Origin of the sequence: Hanstruepera flava, assembly GCF_023634025.1 — a bacterium.
Classification (GTDB): domain Bacteria; phylum Bacteroidota; class Bacteroidia; order Flavobacteriales; family Flavobacteriaceae; genus Hanstruepera; species Hanstruepera flava.
Genome location: NZ_JALJCW010000002.1, coordinates 1 through 22,707, shown reverse-complemented (window position 1 = coordinate 22,707; position 22,707 = coordinate 1). Strand labels below are relative to the sequence as shown.

The following is a 22,707-nucleotide window of genomic DNA, read 5'->3' as shown; positions in this document are numbered from 1 at the left end:
CCTATGAAACGAGCCATTTTTCCAGGATCATTTGACCCTATTACACTTGGGCATTACGATATTATTAAGCGTGCCGTGAAACTTTTTGATGAAGTAATTGTGGCTATTGGCATCAATGCTGAAAAGAAATATATGTTTTCGTTGGACGAGCGTGTCCAATTCATCAAAGATGCTTTTAAAAATGAGCCCAAGGTAACAGTTGTTTCGTATGAAGGTTTAACTGTTGACTTCTGCAAAAAGAATAATGTTAAATTTATCTTACGTGGCTTACGCAATCCAGCTGATTTTGAATTTGAAAAAGCCATTGCGCACACCAATCGGGATTTGGCACCTATTGAAACCGTTTTCTTATTGACGGCTGCTAATACCTCTTACATTTCGTCATCTATCGTGCGCGATGTTATTAGAAATAATGGCGACTATACCAAATTGGTGCCTGCCAGTGTTCGGGTAAAATAAACTGTCATGAAACCCATCTCTCTCTATTTCCTTTTAATTCTTATACTATCTACCAGCTGCAAAAAAGAACAATCCAAAGCATTGGATAAATTACAAGTTATTAGTGAAATTGAAACCATGTTTGATGAATATCATGAAGCTATCAAACAAGATGGTTTACCTGCTGAGTTTGATTATTTGGATGATTCCGATGATTTTTTTTGGGTGCCACCAGGTTACCAATCGGCTATTAAATATGATTCTATTAAAGCTATTCTTATTCTGAACAATAAAAGCATTCAATCCATTTCATTTGAATTTCAAACTTTAGAAATTTTTCCTTTATCATCAGAAATTGCTAACTATTCTGGTATAGTAAAAGGAAAAATGGTTGATACAGCCAATGTTATTTCCAACTTCAAAATAATAGAATCAGGTACACTTATTAAACGCACTGATGGTTGGAAACTTTTAAACGGACAATCTCGAAATTTGGATTAAAACTTATATTCCGAAAGTGGTTTCGGAAATTCTTCAGGATTAGCAGCTAAATGATAGCGTGGGTCATCAATATCTTCAATAATAACTTCCCGAAATTTAGGGCTAGCCTTGTACAATAAGATTTTACAGTCCTCGCTTAAATGTTTCAACTTAATTGATTTGCCTTCGGCCTCATATTTTTCAACCAAATTGAAAATAGCTTCCAACGCCGAATGGTCACTGACTCGTGATTCTACAAAATCTATTTCCACTTTTTCTGGGTCGTTTTTTACATCAAACTTATCGTTAAATGCTTTAATAGAACCAAAGAATAAAGGGCCCCAAATTTCATAAACTTTCGTACCATCTTCTTTAAAGCGTTTACGTGCACGAATACGTTTCGCATTTTCCCATGAGAATACCAAAGCACTTACAATAACACCTGCAATTACAGCAATGGCCAAATCGAATAAAACCGTTAAACCGGATACTAAAACCAATACAAATACATCGGATTTTGGAATCTTATTCATGATTCTAAAACTAGACCAAGCAAAAGTTCCAATAACTACCATAAACATCACGCCTACCAAGGCTGCAATAGGCACCTGTTCTATTAGACCAGAAGCAAACAAAATAAACATTAACAAGGCAACTGCTGCTACAATACCTGATAGTCTTGTTCGGCCACCTCCTTTAATATTGATAATGGATTGCCCAATCATGGCGCAACCTCCCATACCACCAAACAGACCTGTTACAATATTGGCTCCTCCCTGTGCTAAACATTCCCGATTGGTATTTCCTCGGGTTTCGGTCAATTCATCAATTAAGTTTAAGGTCATTAAGGATTCTATCAAGCCAATGGCAGCCAAAATCAAGGCATAAGGCCCAATAAATTTTAGTGTTTGCCAAGTAAATGGTACTTTGTTAAAGGTATCAAACTGAAACTGTGGCAAACCGCCTTTCAGGCCTTCGCCACCTCCTTCTCTAATAAAACTTCCAACAGTAGCCACATCTAAATTCCCAAAAATGACAATAGCGGAAACCACCAAAATAGCCATTAACGCTTCGGGTAGTTTTTTGGTCAGTTTGGGCAAGCCAAACATAATTCCCATTGTCAAGGCTACAAGACCAATCATGGTCCATAATTCAGTTCCATGCAACCAAACTTCATTACCGTTTTCAACTGTCATAAACATGCCTAACTGCGATAGAAAAATCACAATAGCCAAACCATTTACAAAACCCATCATAACGGGGTGCGGAATTAATCGTACAAACTTTCCAAGCTTAAAAACACCTGCTAGCATTTGAATAATACCCATAAGAATAACCGTTGCAAACAGGTAGTACAAACCTAATTGCTCGCCTTGTACTCCCATGGCATTTCCTTCTGCCACTAAACTAACCATCACCACTGCCAAAGCACCTGTAGCACCACTAATCATACCTGGACGACCGCCAAAAATAGAGGTAATCAATCCAATCATAAAAGCAGCATATAAACCGACCAATGGGTCTACGCCTGCTACAAAAGCAAAAGCCACAGCTTCTGGAACCAAGGCCAAGGCAACTGTTAGACCTGATAAAATATCGTTTTTAGCATTAGCCGCTCGTTTACTAATAAACTCAGTCATGATGGTAGTTTTACAAGCTGCAAAAATACGGTTAATCTTAAGAAGCACAAGTTTATATTGTTAGAATTTGATTAAGTTTATGGTTTAAAACTTACTTTTATGAATAGATTATGTGCTTTTCTGGTGTCCTGTTTAATGCTTCAAAATGGTATTGCCCAAGATTTTGAAACGGTTTTTGAAAAAAGTAATGGGACTGAAACAGCCACCTATCAACAAACCATTTCGTATTATGAAAATTTGGCCAAAAGCTATCCGGAAATTTCTATTCAAGCTATAGGAAAAACCGATTCTGGCGAACCTTTGCACCTTGTCACCTTAAACCCAGATAAAGTATTTGATTTTAGTAAAATAAGACAAGCCAACAGACGTATTTTATTGATAAACAATGGCATTCATCCAGGTGAAAGCGACGGTATTGATGCCACCATGATGTTATATCGCGACATCGCTCAAGGCAAAATAAGCATACCAAAACATACGGTTTTAGTAACTATCCCAATCTATAATGTTGGTGGTAGTTTAAACAGAAATTCCGGTACGCGCGCAAACCAAAATGGACCAAAGGAATACGGTTTTAGAGGCAATGCCAGAAACTATGATTTAAATCGTGACTTTATTAAATGTGATACCGAAAATGCCAAAACCTTTGCACAAATATTTCATTTAATTAAGCCTGATGTATTTATAGATAACCATGTAAGCAACGGTGCCGATTATCAATATACCCTAACGCATCTATTTACCCAACATAATAAATTAGGCGGCTCTCTAGGCAATTACCTTAACACTGAAATTATGCCGCTACTAGAAAACAAATTGGCTCAAAAAAACTGGGATATCACACCTTACGTGAATGTATTTAATCAAGTTCCTGAAATTGGGTTTAGTCAGTTTATGGATTATCCCAGATACTCAACTGGATACACAACCTTATGGAACACATTAGGCATGATGGTTGAAACACACATGCTTAAGCCCTACAAACAGCGAGTTGAAGGCACATATGAACTCATGATAAGTATGATTGAAATTATTGAGGAAAACCATGAAACTATTAAAACAGAGCGTGAAAAAGCTTTTAATCAATTTCAATTAGGCTCAAAATATCCAGTTGATTGGACAGTTGATGATAGTAAACATAGCACACTACAATTTAAGGGTTATGAAGGCACATTTATTAAAAGTGACATCACTGGAGCACAACGCTTAAAATACAATCGAGAAAAACCGTTCACAAAAGAGGTTAAATATAAAAACCATTTTAAACCAACTACCGAAATAACTATACCAAAGGCTTACATTATTCCTCAAGGCTGGCACGATGTTATAGATTTATTAAAAATTAATCAAGTTGAAATGACACAACTTGAAAATGACACCATTATTTCAGTTGAGTCTTATAAAATTTCAGAATACGAGACACGAAAAAGTGCTTACGAAGGTCATTATCAACACTATAATACTAATGTTAAAACCAATCAATTAGATATCAAATTTAAAAAAGGTGATTATTTAATTTCAACAAATCAAGCTGGTAAACGGTATTTATTAGAAACTTTAGAACCTCAAGCACCAGATTCCTTTTTTAATTGGAACTTTTTTGATACTATTTTACAACAAAAAGAAGGTTTTTCACCTTATGTTTTTGAAGATGAAGCATTGGAATTATTGGCTACTAATTCAGAGTTAAAAACCCAATTTGAAAAGAAGAAAGAATCGGATTCGCAATTTGCAAATAATTGGTATGCCCAGCTTAATTGGATTTTTGAGCGCTCCAATCATTATGAAAAAGCCCATATGGAATATCCTGTATTCAGAATTAAATAAAGAAAAGCCTCTAAACAGAGGCTTCTCTTACTGATTTAAATTTTCCTTTTTCAATTTTCATTCTATCTATTCACCAATATTTTTTTGGTAAGGGTTCGGTATTCAGATTCGAAACTAATGATATACATACCATTTATTAAGTTATTGGTATTAATCATTAACGATCCATTTGTGAATCTCAAATCGTTACCGCTTAACACTTGTCTTCCGCTTACATCAGTTACACGGTAGCTCATAACTTCATCATCAAATAATTGAATATTTACATTTAAGTCTGATACTACTGGATTAGGATATAAACTAATTTCAGAATTGTTAGCTATAAAGTCTTTTTCAAAAGATTTATAGTTATCATAATTCTCAACATATGCTGTTAAACCAGAGTCATTAGAGTTAGTTCCTTTGTGATAGTTCTCAAAGAAGAAGCAGAACCAATTGCGACCAATTACTAAATTAATAGCACCATGAACGTCTAAAGATGCACAAATGTTATTATCGTTAATCAAGTTTACCACATCAAACCCTGTAGTTTCCCCTGGTACAACAACACTTAAATCTAAAGTTTCTGGATTATACACTAAACTGTGTATTCTGTAAAAACCTCTATTTGTAACGGTAAATTCGGGTGTTGTAGAAACATTTAAAATAGTAAGTGTAAACGCTTCTGTTAAAACAAACAATTGCTGATAACCATCCGGAATATTAGCCGGATTATTTTGCATAGCCTCTATCATAGCACTTCCATCTGTCAGGCATGTGATTGGACTGCTTGAATACATAGTCCCTGCATCAGTAATACATTCAACTTCCTCATTAACCATTATTGGCGCACCTGGCACATCCAACGAGGCACAGATACCGTTGGCATTGATTAAGTTTAATACATCTACTCCTGTCGTAACGCCTGGCTCAACAATGCTCAAATCCAATGTCTCTGGATTGTAAACCAGTGTATGGATGGTATACTCGCCTGCTTCCATTACTTCAAAGCTTGGCTCTGTGTTTACATTAACGATGACAAGGTCAGCACCTTCTGTCAATACAAACAAGGTCTGGTAACCGTTCGGTACATTTACATTGCCATCTGGCGTAGCCGATATCGTGGCCATACCGTTTACCAGCTCAACCGGGTTCATATCGGCTGTCAGTGTCCCAGCATCGGCCATACATTCCATTACGGCTACCTTGGCGCCCGTAACATCCAAAGAGGCACAGATACCGTTGGCATTGATTAAGTTTAATACATCTACTCCTGTCGTAACGCCTGGCTCAACAATGCTCAAATCTAATGTCTCTGGATTGTAAACTAGTGTATGGATGGTATACTCGCCTGCTTCAGTTACTTCAAAGCTTGGCTCGGTGTTTACATTAACGATGACAAGACCAGCACCTTCTGTCAATACAAACAATGTTTGGTAACCGTCTGGTACATTTATATTGCCATCCGGCGTAGCAGATATCGTGGCCATACCGTTTACCAGCTCAACCGTGTTCATATCGGCTGTCAGTGTCCCGGCATCAGCCATACATTCCATTACTGAAACTGGAGCACCTGGGACATCCAACGAGGCACAGATACCGTTGGCATTGATAAGGTTCAATACGTCAACGCCTGTAGTCACTCCTGGCTCAACAATGCTCAAATCCAGTGTCTCTGGATTGTAAACTAGCGTATGGATGGTATACTCGCCTGCTTCCATTACTTCAAAGCTTGGCTCGCCTCCTGCATTTACAATCACTAATCCTGATCCTTGTGTTAATACATAAACTGTGCTGTATCCGTCTGGTACATTTACATTGGCATCTGGTGTAGCCGATATCGTGGCCACACCGTTTACCAGCTCAACCGTGTTCATATCGGCTGTCAGTGTCCCGGCATCGGCCATACATTCCATTACGGCAACCTTGGCACCCGTAACATCCAAAGAGGCACAGATGCCGTTGGCATTAATTAAGTTTAATACATCTACTCCTGTCGTAACGCCTGGCTCAACAATGCTCAAATCCAATGTCTCTGGATTGTAAACCAGTGTATGGATGGTATACTCGCCCGCTTCCGTTACTTCAAAGCTTGGCTCGCCTCCTGCATTTACAATCACTAATCCTGATCCTTGTGTTAATACATAAACTGTGCTGTATCCGTCCGGTACATTTACATTGCCATCTGGCGTAGCCGATATCGTGGCCATACCGTTTACCAGCTCAACCGTGTTCATATCGGCTGTCAGTGTTCCGGCATCGGCTGAACATGTGAGTGAAAAACTAAATCTAATGCGGTCACAATTACGACCCCTCCCGTTGTCTGCGGCATGAATATCGGCTTTCAATAAAAATTCTCCTAATCCTAAATCCCAAGGACTATCCCCTTCTGGAAAGGTATAATCTGCTTGGTTATCAATAATGGAACGTCGCTCATCAGTATTAACGTTTTCAATAGAAATTCGGGAACTTTCAGAATTCCCATTCACCATCAGTTGAACATAAAAATTTGAAGGAAGATCAGAAATATCATATTGTCCGCCATTCTGTATGGTGACAAATTCACTTCCGTTTGTGAACATAACTCTTTCCAAACTCCCACAATCATTGTTAGCTGCAGAAATTAAAGTTTGAGAATGAACAATCGATCCAAAAAATAATAACATGAAAAGTATTAAGATAGACTTGGGGATTTGGTAAGTAACTTTTTTTTTCATGATTTTTTGTTTAATGTTTGTGCTGTAAAGTTAAACAAAATAAAAGTTGAATTTACAAGCCTACTTAAACATTAACAGTTTTTAACATAAAGAGTGATAAAAAATTGACTAATTAATCCGAAACTAGATTAGGGTACCAATGTCTTAATATTGGCATAAGAGTTTTTCATGGCTTTTTTAATTTCTTTTTTATTCAGCCAAGCTACTTTGGTTATACCTTCCTTTTCTTCTGGTGTAAAATCACCATCAAATTCGGTGTACATTTCAAACCAATAGGTAATTTTAATACGGTATCTACCATTACGTTTAAATATATGATAAGTGGTCTCTAAAGGTTTTGTAATTCTCAAACCCGTAACACCAGTCTCTTCTTCAACTTCTCGTATTGCAGAAGCCTCAATAGGTTCTTTTTTTTCAGTTTTCCCTTTAGGTAAATCCCACTTTCCGTTTCTAAAAATAAAAAGTACCTCGCCTTTTTTATTCAACACCTTACCACCTCCTGCAATTACATTTGGTAACTTTTTTAGAAACTTTTTAAGTAGTTTTTTTTCGTTATGGTGAATAATATGTACTTTTTTCCTATTTGTGGTATTAAGCTCTTTAATTACCTTTTTAAGGTTAACCGATTTAAGGAGGTAATTTTCAAACTCACTTTCCTTTTTAACCTTAGTCGTTAAGATAATGGGCTTATCATTAACAAAAACTTTATACATATTCTAGGTACATGATATTAAGTTCTGTAAAAATATCAATTTTTAAACGATGACAAAGGTTTTAAAAAATTTAATTTAATATGGCAAAATTGAAAAAGAGATTAGCAAAAAAAGTGTAATTTTGCGACTATGATTTTCAACAAACATACTGCCAGAAAAACCGCCGAAGTTTTACTTCAAATAAACGCCATTAAACTTCAACCCAAAGACCCTTTTACTTGGGCTTCAGGTTGGAAATCGCCAATATATTGTGATAATCGTATTGTGTTGTCCTATCCGCCAATACGCAATTATATTCGTGAAACCATGGCTAAACAAATTGAAAAACAATACGAAAAACCAGATGTGATTGCTGGAGTTGCAACTGGCGCCATTGGTATTGGTATGCTGGTAGCTGAATATTTGGGGCTTCCTTTTATTTATGTTAGACCAGAAGCAAAAAGCCATGGTCGTCAAAACCAAATTGAAGGCCATTTAGAAAGCGGTCAAAATGTTGTTGTTGTTGAAGACCTTATTAGTACCGGAAAAAGTAGTTTAAATGCTGTTAAAGCCATACAAGAAAACAAGGGCAACGTTAAGGGCATGATCGCTATTTTCTCTTACGATTTTCAAGTAGCCAGGGATAATTTTGAAAAATCTGGTATTCAATTATTAACTTTAAGTGATTACGAATCGCTTTTAGAACAAGCCCTGCACACCAATTATATATCGACTAAAGAACAAGACATTTTAGCTTCTTGGAATGCTAATCCTTCAGAATGGAACGCTAATTGATTAGTGATATAACAAAAACACAATTATGAATTTAGAATCACCAAAAACAACAGTAAACAAATCACCTGAAGAGGTCTTTAATTTTTTATCCGATGTCAAAAATTTCGAAAAGCTTATGCCTGAAAACATTAGCAAGTTTGAAGTATTAGACGCTGATAAGTTTTTGTTTGCTTTAAAGGGCATGCCAGAAATTGTCTTGAAAAAGAAAGAAGTTACTCCACCTAACAAAATTGTTTTAGGAGCTGCTGGTGGTAAAATAGATTTTTCACTTGTTGGACATATAGAAGGCATTGATGCTAATACAAGTCATGTTCAGTTGGTATTTAACGGTGATTTCAATCCTATGATGGCCATGATGATAAAAGGCCCAATAACCAAGTTTATTGAAACACTTTCAACAAACATTCCTTCAGCAATTTAATACAAAAGCTGAATTTCTTTTAAATCGTATTCTCGTAATTCGTTGTCTTCAATCAAGATCTGCAATTTACCAGAATCTGTTACTGCTTTTATAAAGCCCGAAAACAGATTTCCTTGAGCATCTTTAAATGTAGACGGCTTATCTTTTCGGAACATAGATGATTCATAATCCTCTTTAATTTGGAACAATTTATTCTGTTCCAATAGGTTTAAATAATATTTTAAGTGCGTGATAAAACCCAATAATAGTTCATCCAAGTTATAATGGACACCTGTTATTTTACCTAATGAAGACGCATGTGGCAAATTATCAAATTGCAACTGGTTTACATTCAAACCAACACCAATAATAGTAGATTGCAAATTGTTTTGCTTAACCATATATTCTATTAAAACACCACATATTTTCTTGTTTTCTGACAAAATGTCGTTAGGCCACTTTATCTTCAATTTAGGTATTGAAAATTGCTTCAGCATTTTTATTAATGCTAAACAAGTTGCCATACTAATATAAAATTGCCGATTAAATTGCAAAAAAGAAACATCAACAAATACGCTAGCTATAAGGTTTTTACCCGTTTCACTTTCCCAGGAAGTTCCCATTTGACCTCGACCGGAATTTTGCTTGTCAGCCGTAACAACTGTATAATTAGAAAGACTTTTATCATTACTTAATTGCCTTAAATATGAATTTGTAGAATCAGTGGCATTAAGTTTGATTATATGCATTAGAAAAAGTTATTAATACGCTTAAAAAATCTTATGATTTTTTTACAGTATAAAGAACTAAAAAATAATAACTTTGCACAAATTAAAACAAATTAATGGCGAAAAAACATTCGAATGCAGACCAGTTAATTGCTACTATATTAAGTGGAATTGAAGATGTAAAGGGTAAAGAAATAAATATTCTAGATTTACGAGACATTGAAAACACAGTTTGCGACTATTTTATTGTTTGCGAGGGTACTTCCAACACGCAAGTTAATGCCATTGTAAATGCCATCCAGAAAAAAGTTAGTAAAGAACTAAAAGACAAACCTTGGCATATTGAAGGAGAAAGTAATGCCGAATGGGTGTTAATGGATTATGTAAATGTTGTTGTACATGTTTTTCAAAAACATATACGAGAATATTACGATATTGAAAGCCTTTGGGGTGATGCAAAAACAACAGTAATAGAAACAAACTACTAAATAGATTAATGATAAACGACAATAAAAAACCGAAAGCCAAAAAACCTAAATTTAATCCGTATTGGATTTATGGTGGAATAATAGTCATCTTTTTAGCCATGCAAATTTTAGGTGGCAGCGGATTTCAAGATACAAAACAAACTACGCCTTCTCAATTTATGACCTTCCTTCAGGATGGTGATGTTGAAAAAGTGGAAATTGTTAACAGACGGGAAGCCAAAGTTTATTTAACAAAAGAAGCTGAACAAAAAGAAACACACAAGAATTCAAAACCGACTTCTTTGTTACCTTCAGCAACCAAATTGCCAAATTACACTTTTGAATTTGGTGATCTTCAAAACTTTGAAGACGAAATAGCTACAATTATAAATGCTCAAAATTTAGATCCTAAACCTAAAATTGAATACAAAACCGAACAAAACCTTTGGGGCGATTTCCTTATTGGTCTTTTACCATTTATTTTATTAATTGGTGTTTGGATTTTTATCATGAGGCGTATGTCTTCTGGTGCTGGTGGAGGAGCTGGCGGACAAATATTTAATATTGGAAAATCTAAAGCCAAGTTATTTGATGAAAACGATGAAGTAAAAACCTCGTTTAAGGATGTAGCCGGTTTAGAAGGTGCTAAAGAAGAAGTTCAAGAAATTGTAGATTTCTTAAAGAACCCAGAAAAGTATACCTCTCTAGGTGGTAAAATACCAAAAGGTGCTTTATTGGTAGGTCCTCCTGGAACTGGTAAAACCTTATTGGCTAGAGCTGTAGCTGGAGAAGCTAAAGTACCGTTCTTTTCATTATCAGGTTCAGATTTTGTTGAAATGTTTGTAGGTGTTGGTGCATCAAGGGTGCGTGATTTATTTAAACAAGCCAAAGAAAAATCGCCTTCAATTATATTTATTGATGAGATAGATGCTATTGGTCGTGCTCGTGGAAAAAGTAATTTTTCAGGTTCTAACGACGAACGTGAAAACACACTTAACCAGCTATTAACCGAAATGGATGGTTTTGGAACAAACAGTAATGTTATTGTATTAGCCGCTACAAACCGCGCTGATGTATTAGACAAAGCTTTAATGCGTGCCGGACGTTTTGATAGACAAATTTTTGTTGATCTACCTGATGTTCGTGAACGTAAGGAAATTTTTGAAGTACATTTAAGACCTCTGAAAAAGGCCAAGGATTTAGATTTAGATTTTCTATCTAAACAAACACCTGGTTTTTCAGGAGCTGATATAGCCAACGTATGTAATGAGGCCGCTTTAATTGCCGCCAGAAATGGTAAAAAAGCTGTTGACAAGCAAGACTTTTTAGATGCTGTTGATAGAATAGTTGGCGGATTGGAAAAGAAAAACAAGATTATTACGCCTGAAGAGAAAAAAGCAATTGCGTACCACGAAGCCGGTCATGCAACTGTGAGTTGGATGTTGGAACACGCTGCACCTCTAGTAAAAGTAACTATTGTACCACGTGGGCGTTCGTTAGGCGCTGCTTGGTATTTACCTGAAGAGCGTTTAATTGTTAGACCTGAACAAATGCTCGATGAAATGTGTGCTGCCCTAGGAGGGCGTGCTGCCGAAAAGGTTATTTTCAATAAAATTTCTACAGGAGCTTTAAGTGATTTGGAAAAAGTCACCAAACAAGCCAGAGCCATGGTAACCATATATGGCTTGAGCGATAAGGTTGGTAATTTAACATATTATGACTCTTCGGGACAAAACGAATATGGTTTTACTAAACCTTATAGCGAACAAACTGCAGAACTAATCGATAAAGAAATTTCAGATATCATTGAGGAGCAGTATCAACGTGCCGTTAATCTTTTAGAACTACATAAAGATAAGCTAACGCAATTGGCTGAAGTTCTTTTAGAAAAAGAAGTGATTTTTAAAGATAATCTTGAAAAGATTTTTGGAAAGAGACCTTTTGATAAATCTGAAGAGACAAACAAAACAGAAAAAACTTCTGATGAAGAAGAATAAAAACCATTAGTATTTCTGTTAACTTTAACTAAAAATCTTAAATAAACCCAAAGGTTCGTTTAAGATTTTTTATATTTGAAAAACACCTTAAATCACTCAGATTAATAGCACAATATAAATGAGTCTTTTTAGAAAAATTTTTGGTTCAAAATCTGATAGTTCAGAAGAAGAATTAAAATCAAGTGATAGAGGCAAATATATGCCTGAAATAAAGCTGCCAATAGACGAAAGGTTTACTATAAACTTTAAAGCTAATGGCGGTAAGTTTTTGTATTGTGAAAATTTAGATGAAGTTTTTGAGAGTTTAGACTTAATTCTGAAGGAAAATGATTGGGAAGATAAAAATGGCTTAATATTAGATGCCAATCTAAAAGACCGCTTTAAGAATACGAATATTAAAATGCATGATTCGCTTCATGATGCTTCGTTTTTTGTTACAACTTGCGAAAACTTAATTGCAGATGATGGCTCTCTGCTTATATCGTCTAATCAAATAGCCGAAAAAAAATTAGGTGAATTCCCAAACAACCTTATTGTATTTGCAACTACAAGTCAGATTGTAGGTAGTATTGGTGAAGGTTTGCGCGGCATTAAGCACAAGAACAAAAAAAGTATTCCTACAAACATTACTACGATTAAGCACTTTAAATCTCAAGAAGAGAAAGATTTCTTGAGTTACGGTAGCAGCTCCAAAAATTTATACTTACTTCTTTTAGAGGACCTTTAAAATGAAAGAAATTCTTGTAAGATCTTTTACGGGTTTGGTGTACATTTCCTTATTAATGGTATCATTGTTAAATGAGCATGCCTTAATAATATTATTTTATTTTTTCGGACTCATCTGTTTAGCTGAATTCAAAAAGCTAATTGGATACAAGTCTTTTTTACCCTTTATATTTTTTACAATCCTATATCTCGTATTTGGTTATTGGCAATTTTTCATGAATTCGCATACTGGACTTGATGAGGCAACTCAAATCCTACAAGTGGTTACCATATTTGTGCAATTGTTTTTAATAAAAGATTTATTTACCGAAAAACGCATCCCGCTTTTTATATCTAAACGGTTTATACTAACAACATTCTACCTATCGAGTGCTTTTGTGTTTTTAATTTTAATAGCCAATTACAATAACACATATGAACCTTTAATACTATTTGGTTCTTTTGTATTGATTTGGACAAACGACACCTTTGCTTTTTTAGTGGGTAAAAATTTTGGCAAGCAAAAGTTATTCGAGAAAATTTCGCCTAAAAAAACTGTAGAGGGCTTTTTAGGTGGATTACTTTTTGCGTCGATAGCGAGCTATTTTATTGCTACCTTTACAGAAACCTTAACCTTCAACCATTGGTTGATACTGGCTATTATAATTAGCGTGTTTGGCACTTTAGGCGATTTAATAGAATCTAAATTTAAACGCCAAGCCGATGTTAAAGATAGTGGTATTATCATGCCAGGACATGGTGGATTGCTGGATAGGTTAGATAGTATTATTTTTGCAGCTCCATTTATTTATTTGTTTTTAGAAATTATTTAATAATATGTTTCATAAAGAAGGTCATAAAATTATAGTGCTAACCCTAATTGTGGTTGTTGGGCTATTTCTACTTGTAGACAGTTTTAATCTTGCTTCATGGCTAAGCACTTTAATTATGCTTGCCCTTTTGGTATTTTTAATTTTAATCCTTCAATTTTTTAGAAATCCCAAACGCAATATATTTTTTAACGACACGCATGTAGTTTCTCCAGTAGATGGCAAGGTTGTGGTTATAGAAGAAGTAGAAGAACCGGAATACTTTAAAGACAAACGTATACAAGTTAGTGTGTTTATGTCACCCATAAATGTTCATGTTACCCGTTACCCTATTGGAGGCGAAGTTGTTTTTAGTAAATATCATCCTGGTAAATATTTGGTTGCTTGGCACCCTAAAGCCAGTGAAGAAAATGAACGCACAACAGTTGTTGTTGAAAACCCTTCATTCGGGAAGGTGTTGTACAGACAAATTGCTGGTGCTCTTGCCAAACGCATTGTAAATTACGCCAAACCAAATGACAAGGTTAATCAAGGTGATGATTCTGGGTTCATAAAATTTGGTTCTAGAGTCGATTTGTTTCTACCTTTAGATTCCGAAATAAAAGTACAGCTTAATCAAAAAGTTAGAGGCGGCGAAAGCGTTATTGCAGAAAAAAAATGACATCAGAAGAATTAGATATCGCATTTAAAGACGCTGTGGCGAGAATTAACGCACACACCGAACCGTTTCCAGCAGATTTCTTATTACGTTTATATGCTTACTATAAAAAAGCTACCAACGATTATGGTAGACCAAGTAGTAAGAAACCTATAATCAACGCGTTTAAAACCAATGCCCTTTTTCAGGTTAAGAACATTACAACAGACGAGGCCAAACAAATCTATATAGACCTTGTAAACAACTATTTTTTATATAGAAAGTAACGCTAATCTTGAGTTACTTCAAATACAAACTCAAGTGGATTGCCTATTGCCCCATTAGGAAAGCTGATATTAAGCAATGCCGAAATAGTAGGTGCTATATCTGTAATATTGGTACGTTGCAATGTGCTCCCATTTGCTATTCCCTTACCAAAAAACAATAGCGGCACATGGGTGTCATAATTTAAACCCGAATGGTGGTCTGTTCCTGTTCGGTTCCAAGGTGTATCTTTAAAAACTGCTGGTTCGTACACAAATAATATATCTCCAGAACGTTTTTGGTTGTGCCCATTTCGTAACAATGTTTCCAAATAGCCATTCGGCCCTTCAAAATGATTAATTGCACTGGTTACAAAAACCTTATCTATCAACTCATATGTCAGCAGCTTATTAGCAACATCATTCTTAATGGTTTCAAGATTTAAACCCGATTCTTGAATTTTTTGATGGTCTAAAAACAACTGATTGTTAACTCTACTCAAAATCAAGTTTGATTGATTATACTTCTGCAACAAAAAGTCATTCAGCTCCTTACGCATAGCCTTTTCATCAAAAAGTCCAGCAGGAATTCTTTTAGACGCTAGATATGATGGCACATTGGGAGCAGCATGGTCTGACGTTAAAAACACCATATATTCCCCTTTACCGACCTTTTCATCCAAGGCAGTAAACAAGCGTTCCAATTCTAAATCCAAACGCAAATAAGTATCTTCAACCTCAACCGAATTGGGGCCAAAGTCATGTCCTACCTTGTCAGTACTAGAATAACTTATGGTAAGCACATCTGTAACAAAATCAGCTCCTAATGCTTCAGTATCAATAGCTTTAATGGCAAAGTCTGTTGTTAAACTGTTTCCAAACGGTGACTCGGCAATAATTTTAAAGCCTCCATTATCTTCTTTTAAAGCCTTCAAATCATAAGGAAAAGTTGCTGTTTCCTTACCTTTAAAAATTCGTTCGAAGGTGTTTAAATCGGGGCCACTTTCAACATAAGTTTGAATATCATATAAGGTGTTCCAGGTCTTAAAATAAGATTCAGCAACACCCGATTCATTAAAATCCTTAACCCATTGTGGTAAACCATCCATATAGAATGAACTAGTAATCCAATTACCTGTACCGTCATGATCATAATCAAACCAATAGGCAGCATTAGCTGTATGCCCTGCAGGCAGGATAGCACCTCTGTGTTTTAATGATATCCCTATTGTTTTTCCTTTCATTTGGGTAAACAACCTATTTTCATCAGCAAAAGTTGTGTTTAACATCCTTATGGGAGACTTTTTACCATCCTTGCTGTCTGTACCAATGGGTGTTACAGTATCATCTTGAACACAGTTTACATTTTTACCCCTTTTTTTGTCAAACCAATCATTCCCAATTATTCCATGATATTTTGGGGTTGTACCCGTAAAAATTGAGGCATGACCGGGACCTGTTTTGGTAGGTATGTAATTAAAATGATTGTTTTGGCAGTTAAAGCCTTCACGCATCATGCGTTTAAAACCACCTTCTCCATATCTTTCTGTAAACCGTGTTAGATAATCATAGCGCATTTGGTCTATCACTATACCAACTACCAATTTCGGCCTGTTATTATGGTTGTTATTTTGTGCCTGTATAGATAAAAAACTACATAAGCAGAGTAAAAATAAGATTGGGTTTTTCATGTATTTCATAATTAGGATTCAAAAATACTGATTTTTAGACATCCCTATTTAAAATTACGGTTAATACATTTTAGTTTTTTATTTTAGCACTAATAAATTTTTCTATGACTTACCTCCATAATATTGGTACATATTTTTTAATGATTAAAGAAATGTTTCGTAAACCAACCAAGTGGTCGGTAATGAAAACATTAATCTTTAAAGATATAGACGATTTAATTTTTGGGTCTCTTGGTATTGTAGCCTTTATTTCCTTTTTTGTTGGTGGTGTTGTTACCATTCAAACAGCATTAAATATTGACAACCCTTTAATACCAAAATATCTGGTAGGCTTTGCCACAAGACAGTCTGTTATATTAGAGTTTGCTCCTACATTTATTTCCATAATAATGGCTGGTAAAGTAGGTTCGTTTATTACCTCTAGTATAGGAACCATGCGCGTGACCGAGCAAATTGATGCTCTTGAAGTTATGGGAATTAATGCCATTAATTATTTAGTATTCCCCAAATTTGTTGCCATGATGCTCTACCCTTTTGTTATATCTATTGCGATGTTTTTGGGTATTTTAGGAGGAATGGCTGCCTGTATTTATGGTGGCTTTAGCACTTTAGAAGATTTTATTACTGGTGTTCAATTGGATTTTAACACCTTTCATATTACATACGCTTTTGTTAAAACTTTTGTTTTTGCCTTTTTACTGGCTACCATACCATCGTATTATGGTTACTTTATGAAAGGTGGCGCTCTAGAAGTTGGTAAAGCCAGTACAACATCGTTTGTTTGGACCAGTGTTATGATTATTCTTTTAAATTATTTACTAACCCAATTGATGTTGAGCTAATGATTGAAGTTAAAGATTTACATAAATCCTTTGGTGACGCCCATATTTTAAAAGGCATATCAACTGTTTTCGAAAAAGGCAAGACCAGTTTGGTTATTGGGCAAAGTGGCTCTGGTAAAACAGTGTTTCTAAAGTGTTTACTAGGTCTTTTTCATCCTGAAAAAGGTACTATTTCATACGATGGAAAGATATATTCCAATTTTAGTGATGATGAAAAGCGTAACCTGCGTGCAGAAATGGGCATGGTGTTTCAAGGTAGTGCCTTATTTGACTCTATGACCATTGCCGAAAACGTGATGTTTCCATTGCGTATGTTTACTAAACAAAGTAAAAGTGAAATGCAGGACCGTGTGAACTTTGTTCTAAATCGTGTTAATCTTTCTGACGCCCACAATAAAATGCCTAGTGAAGCATCTGGTGGTATGCAAAAACGGGTCGCAATTGCGAGAGCCATTGTGAACAATCCTAAATATTTATTTTGCGATGAGCCCAACTCTGGTTTAGATCCTAAAACAGCTATAGTAATAGACAACCTTATTCAAGAGATAACGGACGAATACAATATAACAACCATTATTAATTCGCATGATATGAATTCGGTAATGGAGATTGGTGAGAAAATTGTGTTTTTAAAAGATGGCCATAAAGCTTGGGAAGGTTCTAACAAAACCATTTTTAAAACCGACAATGAAGCGGTTACAGGCTTTGTATATTCTTCAGAGTTGTTTAAAAAAGTACGTCAAATGTATTTGGAGGAGCGCCAATAAAACTTTAATTATCACGCCTTACCACCAAAGTATCTAATTGTAATTTTGTTTTAAGCCAGCGCCCTAACTTGTCTTCTTCTTTTGCGATATCACGGTTTTTAATTTTGGACTTGTCCCATTTCACAATAAAAACAGGTAAGGTATCTGTCTTTTTAAAATTAGATACTATTTCACTGGCATACCCAAAACGCTCTAAGGCTTCGTAGTTTATTTGGGCTTCACTTGCTACCTGATTGAATGGTATGGCCTGTTCTTCTAAAACCGATAAGGTTTTTACCCGATTTTCCAAATAGGCAATTTTTTCAGATTGGTTTACCAAATCGAGAGAGTCCCGATAGCGCAAACGCTCCATATACTTTAAATTATCAAACTCTTCGTCGGGTCTATTTTGATTAAAAACCACACGAGTATTTACTAGAGCAGGATAAGCACTGCGTTTACTTTTTAACAGCTCAATTGTCGACTCTGGAATTTCATCTAAACCGTAGGTATTAAAAGCTATAAAGGAATCCCCATCGTTATAACCGTAGTTCATATTCTTTTTAATGTACTCGAACTGTGGTAAAGAACTAAACTCATTATCCACATAATTTCTTGCATCTACATAAAACCTACTCTCTTGAAGCACATTATAAAAAGTCCACATAGCAGGCACCATAACTACTATGGCCAAAACCGATGCTATTCTGGCAATACGCTTACGCTTTTTAGAGTTGGCGTATTTAAGCATGGGAAAGCGCAGGGCTTTTATAACAATAAAAGTTGCCAGGGCAATAAAAATGGTGTTTATGGTAAACAAATACATGGCACCAAAAAAGAACTGCCAATTTCCTTTAGCCAAACCATATCCTGCCGTACACAGCGGTGGCATTAAGGCTGTAGCGATAGCTACACCAAAGATTACCGAGGCTATGGTTCCCTTTTTTGTTTTTGCAATTATTAATGCCGAACCACCAAAAAAGGCTATAAGCACATCGCGAATATCTGGTCGTGTACGTGCAAAGAGTTCAGAGGTTTCTTCACTTAATGGAAACAGCCAAAAGAATAAAAAAGCCGTTAATAAACTCAGCACAATCATAGTGGCTAAATTTATTAGCGATTTTTTCATGGTATCAATATCATTGACCGCTACCGATAAGCCGATACCTAAAATAGGGCCCATTAAGGGTGAAATTAACATGGCTCCGATAACCACAGCAGTTGAATTGGCATTTAACCCAATGGAAGCCACAAAAATAGAACAGACCAAAATCCATGCGGTAGCACCTTTAAATGAGATGTCTTTTTTAATAGCCTCGATGGTTTCATCGCGATCGGTATCTTCCCGAAAATCCAGAAGCTCTATTAAAAACTTCCTGATGTTTTGCACCAAGCCCTTGGCGTCTTTTTGAACCGCTTTTTTAGATTCTTCTACTGCAGCATTTTTTTTCTCTTCGTCTTCGGAGAAATTGAATTTATGTTCTTCCATATACTACTATCCTAGATTATCACCAAACTTATCTTTTACGCTTTGGAGCACTTTTTTAATATCCTGCTCTTTAGCTTTAGGAAAGATAAGCAAAACTTCCTCTTTATCAACAATTATATAATCATTAATACCGTCTACTACCACAACCTTTCCTTTTGGTGCCCTTATCATATTTCCCGTGGCGCCTTCGGTTAAGGTTTTGGCATTTACTACGGCATTATTTGCGGCATCTTTATCCAACTTATCGTATAAACTGCCCCAAGTGCCCAGATCGTTCCAATCAAAAGTTGCAGGAATTACGTATACATTTTGCGAACTTTCCATAATGGCATAATCTACCGAAATGTTCTCTGCTTCGGCATAATGCGCCTCAATAAAAGCCGTTTCGGCATTGGTATTATAAGCTTCCATGCCCTTTTCAAACAGCGCATACAAATTGGGTTGATTGGTTTTAAAAGCTTCGATTACGCTTTTAACGCTCCACATAAAAATGCCGGCATTCCATAAAAAATTACCTTGAGCTATAAACTGTTTGGCTGTTTCGTAATCGGGTTTTTCCCTAAACTGATTAACCTTTTTTATGGTATTGGTAGCTGCCTTATTGTATTCAATATAGCCATAGCCTGTATTAGGAAAGGTAGGCGTAATACCCAAGGTCATTAGCGCGTTGTTTTGTGTACAAAATTCAAAGGCTTGTTGTACGTTTTGGGTAAAAGCCTGCTCGTCTTCTATCCAATGGTCGCTAGGTGCCACAATCATAACTGCATCTGGGTTTTCCTTTTGTATTTTTAGTGACGCATATAATATACAGGGTGCGGTGTTACGCATGGCTGGTTCTAACACCACTTGCCTACTGGTTACTTCTGGTAATTGCTCGAATACCAAATTGTTGTAACGCGCGTTGGTTAAAATAAATATGTTTTCTTTTGGAATAAGCTTACTTAAACGCTGGAAGGTTTTCTGGATAAGGGTTTCGCCTGTTCCTAACATATCGTGAAACTGCTTGGGAAAATCCTGTGTACTTACGGGCCAAAATCGGGAGCCCACACCTCCAGCCATTAAAATGGCATAATAATTCTTATTCATAATTTAATTTACTAATTCTACTTCGGCATTAGGGTTAAACAAATACAATTTTCCTGATGAAAGTTCTATACATTCAAAACGTTTTGTGCGTTTGCCCACTTTTTTAAACACACGACCATTGTACAATTTAAAGGTACTACCTAATGGTAATTCAAAAATAAAGGTTTTATCGTTAGGTTCGTCAAATTGCTTTAAAGCAAGAGCCAATTGTGTATCGGTATCGCTACTGGCCTTGGGGTTTTTAAAATGTTTTGCCAATAAAGGCAACAGCTGTATGGGGAACACTTCTGGATTTAAAAAGGGCAGCATGAGGTGCTGAAAGGTATGCTTCCATTCCCTACCATGTGGCTTTATGTTTTTACCGTAGGTTTTATAAGCTTCAAAATGGGCTATTTCGTGAATAAGGGTTATTAAAAACCTGTAGTTGTTTAGGTTGCTGTTTACGGTTATTTGGTGCTTGCCATTAGGCAAACGCTTATAATCGCCATGGCGTGTTTTACGTTCGCTTTTAATCTTTACGGTAAGGTTATCGTGGTTTAGCAAGTCTATAACCTGATGAACCGCTTGTATTGGTATGTAGTTTTGGAGGGTTTTATACATAACACAAACATAGTGTTTTTTAGAGATTTTTTACATGCATTTAAGGCTTTGGCCAAGAGGCTTTATAAGCCTTAAGTATTTGGTTCTGCCATTTCTGCCATTTTTACCATTTTTTACTGTTTTTAAGCGTATTTACCGGAATAGTATGTTTGGGTTGATATGCTCTTTGCATACACTATCCATACTTAAGCCATACTTAAGCTATAGTGAAGCCCTACTTAAGGAGGTGTTTGTAGGAATTTTAACGGGTTGACCTGAAGGAAACCTTAAGGAGACCTTAATAGGACCTGACGCGTACCTTAAGGAGCTATTAGCAAAACTACGTACAAGTACGTATAGGGTATTTGTTAAGAAATGGTTAGTTTTGGGTAGTTAACCAACCCTAAAGGTAATGTTATACACCCATATTGGGTGCAAAAGCTTACCTTTAAGTATATATATAATAAAAATAAACACACCAGTGTGTTTATCCATACGTTGTAATGCATTTAAGACCAAACTAAATGGCAATACCAAAACACGATAAAATAAGAGTTCCAGTAATGGAATTATTGAATAAAAACGGAACAATGAAACTTCGAGATTTCATTGAACCTTTATCTGAACATTTCGGACTGACAGATGAGGAAGTTAACGAAATGTATCCTTCTGGAAATGGACACATTTTTTATGACCGAGTTTCTTGGGCATTGAGTTATTTGAATATGGCAGGACTTCTGGACAAGCCAAAGAGAGGAATGTATAAAATCAATGATTCAGGAATTCAATTATTAAAAACACCTGAAAAGGTTGATAAATACATTGAGGAACAACTTGAAAAAAGAGAGCCAACAAGACAAAAGAAAAAAACAACAGAAGAACAATTAACAATTGATGAGTCTTCTTCAGAACTTACGCCTCAAGAAAAATTATACTCTTCATTTTCGAACATAAGAAAATCTGTTTATACAGAAATTCTTAATACAATTTTGACTAAAACACCAACGGCTTTTGAGAAATTAGTGGTTTTACTTCTTCAAAAAATGGGTTATGGCGGAGAAATTGAAAATTCTGGACTTGTGACAAAAGTTTCGAATGATGGCGGAATTGATGGAATAATTAAAGAGGACGTACTTGGACTTGGACGAATTCATATTCAAGCTAAACGGTATAAAATAGACAGTTCAATCGGACGTGAGGAAATACAAAAATTTGTTGGAGCTTTAGCAGTTGCTCAATCAAATAAAGGAGTGTTTATTACAACTTCATATTATTCAAAAGGAGCAATTGAATATGCGAACAATTTAAATGGCTCGACAACTTTGGTACTGATAGACGGAAAACAACTTGCGGAATATATCTACGACTATGGACTTGGAATGCAAGTTGAGCAAACAATAGAAATTAAAAAATTGGATGCCGATTTTTGGGATTCAATGAAAGATGATGAATAATAAAAAACGCATTACAACAATGGCTATAAGTAATTGCTTGTTCTCGCCTACTTCTGAAAATCCTCGCGGATTTTCAGGTTGGTGTGTACTTGCAAAGTTAAGTGCTAAACCACGCAACTACTCATAGCCGAGACCGTTGTACACCATTTGAAAAAAGCAATCTACATAGCATTAATATTTGGGATTTTGGTTTCTTGTAAAGAGAAAACTAAACCAGAAAAAGCG

22 protein-coding genes are annotated in these 22,707 nt (G+C 35.6%); 14 read left to right on the top strand and 8 right to left on the bottom strand.

What is annotated here, in order from left to right; translation table 11 throughout:
• The first annotated feature begins 3 nt into the window (after positions 1-3).
• Positions 4-459 (top strand): pantetheine-phosphate adenylyltransferase, encoded by a 456-nt coding sequence (gene coaD, locus MTX13_RS07525; protein ID WP_250433906.1) that lies wholly within the window; start codon positions 4-6, stop codon positions 457-459.
• A 6-nt stretch (positions 460-465) separates the two neighbouring features.
• Positions 466-939 carry a hypothetical protein gene (locus MTX13_RS07520; protein WP_250433904.1) on the top strand — a complete coding sequence of 158 codons (474 nt, stop codon included), beginning with the start codon at positions 466-468 and terminating at the stop codon, positions 937-939.
• On the opposite strand, the gene MTX13_RS07515 is transcribed toward MTX13_RS07520, so the two are convergent.
• Positions 936-2,558 (bottom strand): SulP family inorganic anion transporter, encoded by a 1,623-nt coding sequence (locus MTX13_RS07515; protein WP_250433902.1) that lies wholly within the window; start codon positions 2,556-2,558, stop codon positions 936-938. The two genes, MTX13_RS07520 and MTX13_RS07515, sit on opposite strands and share 4 nt — an antisense overlap.
• Before the next feature lie 99 nt (positions 2,559-2,657).
• Between MTX13_RS07515 and MTX13_RS07510 the strand changes: the two genes are divergently transcribed.
• Positions 2,658-4,385, top strand: coding sequence for a M14 family metallopeptidase (locus MTX13_RS07510; protein WP_250433901.1), 1,728 nt, complete (start codon positions 2,658-2,660; stop codon positions 4,383-4,385).
• A gap of 62 nt (positions 4,386-4,447) precedes the next feature.
• On the opposite strand, the gene MTX13_RS07505 is transcribed toward MTX13_RS07510, so the two are convergent.
• Both MTX13_RS07505 and MTX13_RS07500 read right to left on the bottom strand, forming a co-directional pair.
• Complete coding sequence (locus MTX13_RS07505; protein WP_250433900.1) at positions 4,448-7,081, bottom strand: T9SS type A sorting domain-containing protein; 2,634 nt, start codon at positions 7,079-7,081, stop codon at positions 4,448-4,450.
• A gap of 128 nt (positions 7,082-7,209) precedes the next feature.
• The gene (locus tag MTX13_RS07500; RefSeq protein WP_250433899.1) at positions 7,210-7,794 is read right to left on the bottom strand and encodes an NUDIX hydrolase; all 585 of its coding nucleotides are present in this window, start codon (positions 7,792-7,794) and stop codon (positions 7,210-7,212) included.
• A gap of 129 nt (positions 7,795-7,923) precedes the next feature.
• Between MTX13_RS07500 and pyrE the strand changes: the two genes are divergently transcribed.
• Both pyrE and MTX13_RS07490 read left to right on the top strand, forming a co-directional pair.
• Positions 7,924-8,568 (top strand): orotate phosphoribosyltransferase, encoded by a 645-nt coding sequence (gene pyrE, locus MTX13_RS07495; protein WP_250433898.1) that lies wholly within the window; start codon positions 7,924-7,926, stop codon positions 8,566-8,568.
• 25 nt (positions 8,569-8,593) lie between these two features.
• On the top strand, positions 8,594-8,989 hold the full coding sequence (locus MTX13_RS07490; RefSeq protein WP_250433897.1) for an SRPBCC family protein: 396 nt from the start codon (positions 8,594-8,596) through the stop codon (positions 8,987-8,989).
• Here the strand turns inward: MTX13_RS07490 and MTX13_RS07485 are convergent.
• The gene (locus tag MTX13_RS07485; RefSeq protein WP_250433896.1) at positions 8,986-9,717 is read right to left on the bottom strand and encodes a biotin--[acetyl-CoA-carboxylase] ligase; all 732 of its coding nucleotides are present in this window, start codon (positions 9,715-9,717) and stop codon (positions 8,986-8,988) included. The genes MTX13_RS07490 and MTX13_RS07485 overlap by 4 nt on opposite strands.
• A 95-nt stretch (positions 9,718-9,812) precedes the next feature.
• Between MTX13_RS07485 and rsfS the strand changes: the two genes are divergently transcribed.
• The 6 genes from rsfS (at position 9,813) to MTX13_RS07455 (ending at position 14,619) form a co-directional block, all read left to right on the top strand.
• A complete protein-coding gene (gene rsfS, locus MTX13_RS07480; protein ID WP_250433895.1) occupies positions 9,813-10,184 on the top strand; it encodes a ribosome silencing factor in 372 nt (123 codons plus the stop codon).
• 8 nt (positions 10,185-10,192) lie between these two features.
• On the top strand, positions 10,193-12,160 hold the full coding sequence (gene ftsH / locus MTX13_RS07475) for an ATP-dependent zinc metalloprotease FtsH (RefSeq protein WP_250433894.1): 1,968 nt from the start codon (positions 10,193-10,195) through the stop codon (positions 12,158-12,160).
• 118 nt (positions 12,161-12,278) lie between these two features.
• Positions 12,279-12,887, top strand: coding sequence for an LUD domain-containing protein (locus tag MTX13_RS07470; RefSeq protein WP_250433893.1), 609 nt, complete (start codon positions 12,279-12,281; stop codon positions 12,885-12,887).
• Position 12,888: 1 nt separating this feature from the next.
• The gene (locus MTX13_RS07465; RefSeq protein WP_250433891.1) at positions 12,889-13,698 is read left to right on the top strand and encodes a phosphatidate cytidylyltransferase; all 810 of its coding nucleotides are present in this window, start codon (positions 12,889-12,891) and stop codon (positions 13,696-13,698) included.
• Positions 13,699-13,702: 4 nt separating this feature from the next.
• Positions 13,703-14,356, top strand: a complete 654-nt coding sequence (locus MTX13_RS07460) for a phosphatidylserine decarboxylase family protein (protein ID WP_250433890.1) — start codon at positions 13,703-13,705, stop codon at positions 14,354-14,356.
• Complete coding sequence (locus MTX13_RS07455) at positions 14,353-14,619, top strand: acyl-CoA-binding protein (protein WP_250433889.1); 267 nt, start codon at positions 14,353-14,355, stop codon at positions 14,617-14,619. Before MTX13_RS07460 ends, MTX13_RS07455 begins: the two co-directional genes overlap by 4 nt.
• 2 nt (positions 14,620-14,621) lie before the next feature.
• Here MTX13_RS07455 and pafA read toward each other — a convergent pair whose 3' ends face one another.
• Entirely contained in the window at positions 14,622-16,295 is a 1,674-nt protein-coding gene (gene pafA, locus MTX13_RS07450) for an alkaline phosphatase PafA (RefSeq protein WP_250433888.1), read from the bottom strand.
• Between the two features lie 95 nt (positions 16,296-16,390).
• Between pafA and MTX13_RS07445 the strand changes: the two genes are divergently transcribed.
• Positions 16,391-17,128: an MlaE family ABC transporter permease gene (locus MTX13_RS07445; protein ID WP_250433887.1), complete on the top strand. Its 738-nt coding sequence runs from the start codon at positions 16,391-16,393 to the stop codon at positions 17,126-17,128.
• Positions 17,128-17,895 carry an ABC transporter ATP-binding protein gene (locus tag MTX13_RS07440; RefSeq protein WP_250433886.1) on the top strand — a complete coding sequence of 256 codons (768 nt, stop codon included), beginning with the start codon at positions 17,128-17,130 and terminating at the stop codon, positions 17,893-17,895. Before MTX13_RS07445 ends, MTX13_RS07440 begins: the two co-directional genes overlap by 1 nt.
• A 4-nt stretch (positions 17,896-17,899) precedes the next feature.
• Here the strand turns inward: MTX13_RS07440 and MTX13_RS07435 are convergent, their stop codons facing one another.
• The 3 genes from MTX13_RS07435 to MTX13_RS07425 are packed head-to-tail and all read right to left on the bottom strand — an operon-like array spanning position 17,900 to position 21,049.
• Positions 17,900-19,363, bottom strand: coding sequence for a DUF389 domain-containing protein (locus MTX13_RS07435; RefSeq protein ID WP_250433885.1), 1,464 nt, complete (start codon positions 19,361-19,363; stop codon positions 17,900-17,902).
• 6 nt (positions 19,364-19,369) lie between these two features.
• Positions 19,370-20,449, bottom strand: a complete 1,080-nt coding sequence (locus MTX13_RS07430; RefSeq protein WP_250433884.1) for a mannose-1-phosphate guanylyltransferase — start codon at positions 20,447-20,449, stop codon at positions 19,370-19,372.
• A gap of 3 nt (positions 20,450-20,452) precedes the next feature.
• Positions 20,453-21,049, bottom strand: a complete 597-nt coding sequence (locus MTX13_RS07425; protein WP_250433883.1) for a SprT-like domain-containing protein — start codon at positions 21,047-21,049, stop codon at positions 20,453-20,455.
• 503 nt (positions 21,050-21,552) lie between these two features.
• Here MTX13_RS07425 and MTX13_RS07420 point away from each other — a divergent pair.
• The gene (locus MTX13_RS07420; RefSeq protein ID WP_130965174.1) at positions 21,553-22,482 is read left to right on the top strand and encodes a restriction endonuclease; all 930 of its coding nucleotides are present in this window, start codon (positions 21,553-21,555) and stop codon (positions 22,480-22,482) included.
• Positions 22,483-22,707: the final 225 nt, after the last annotated feature.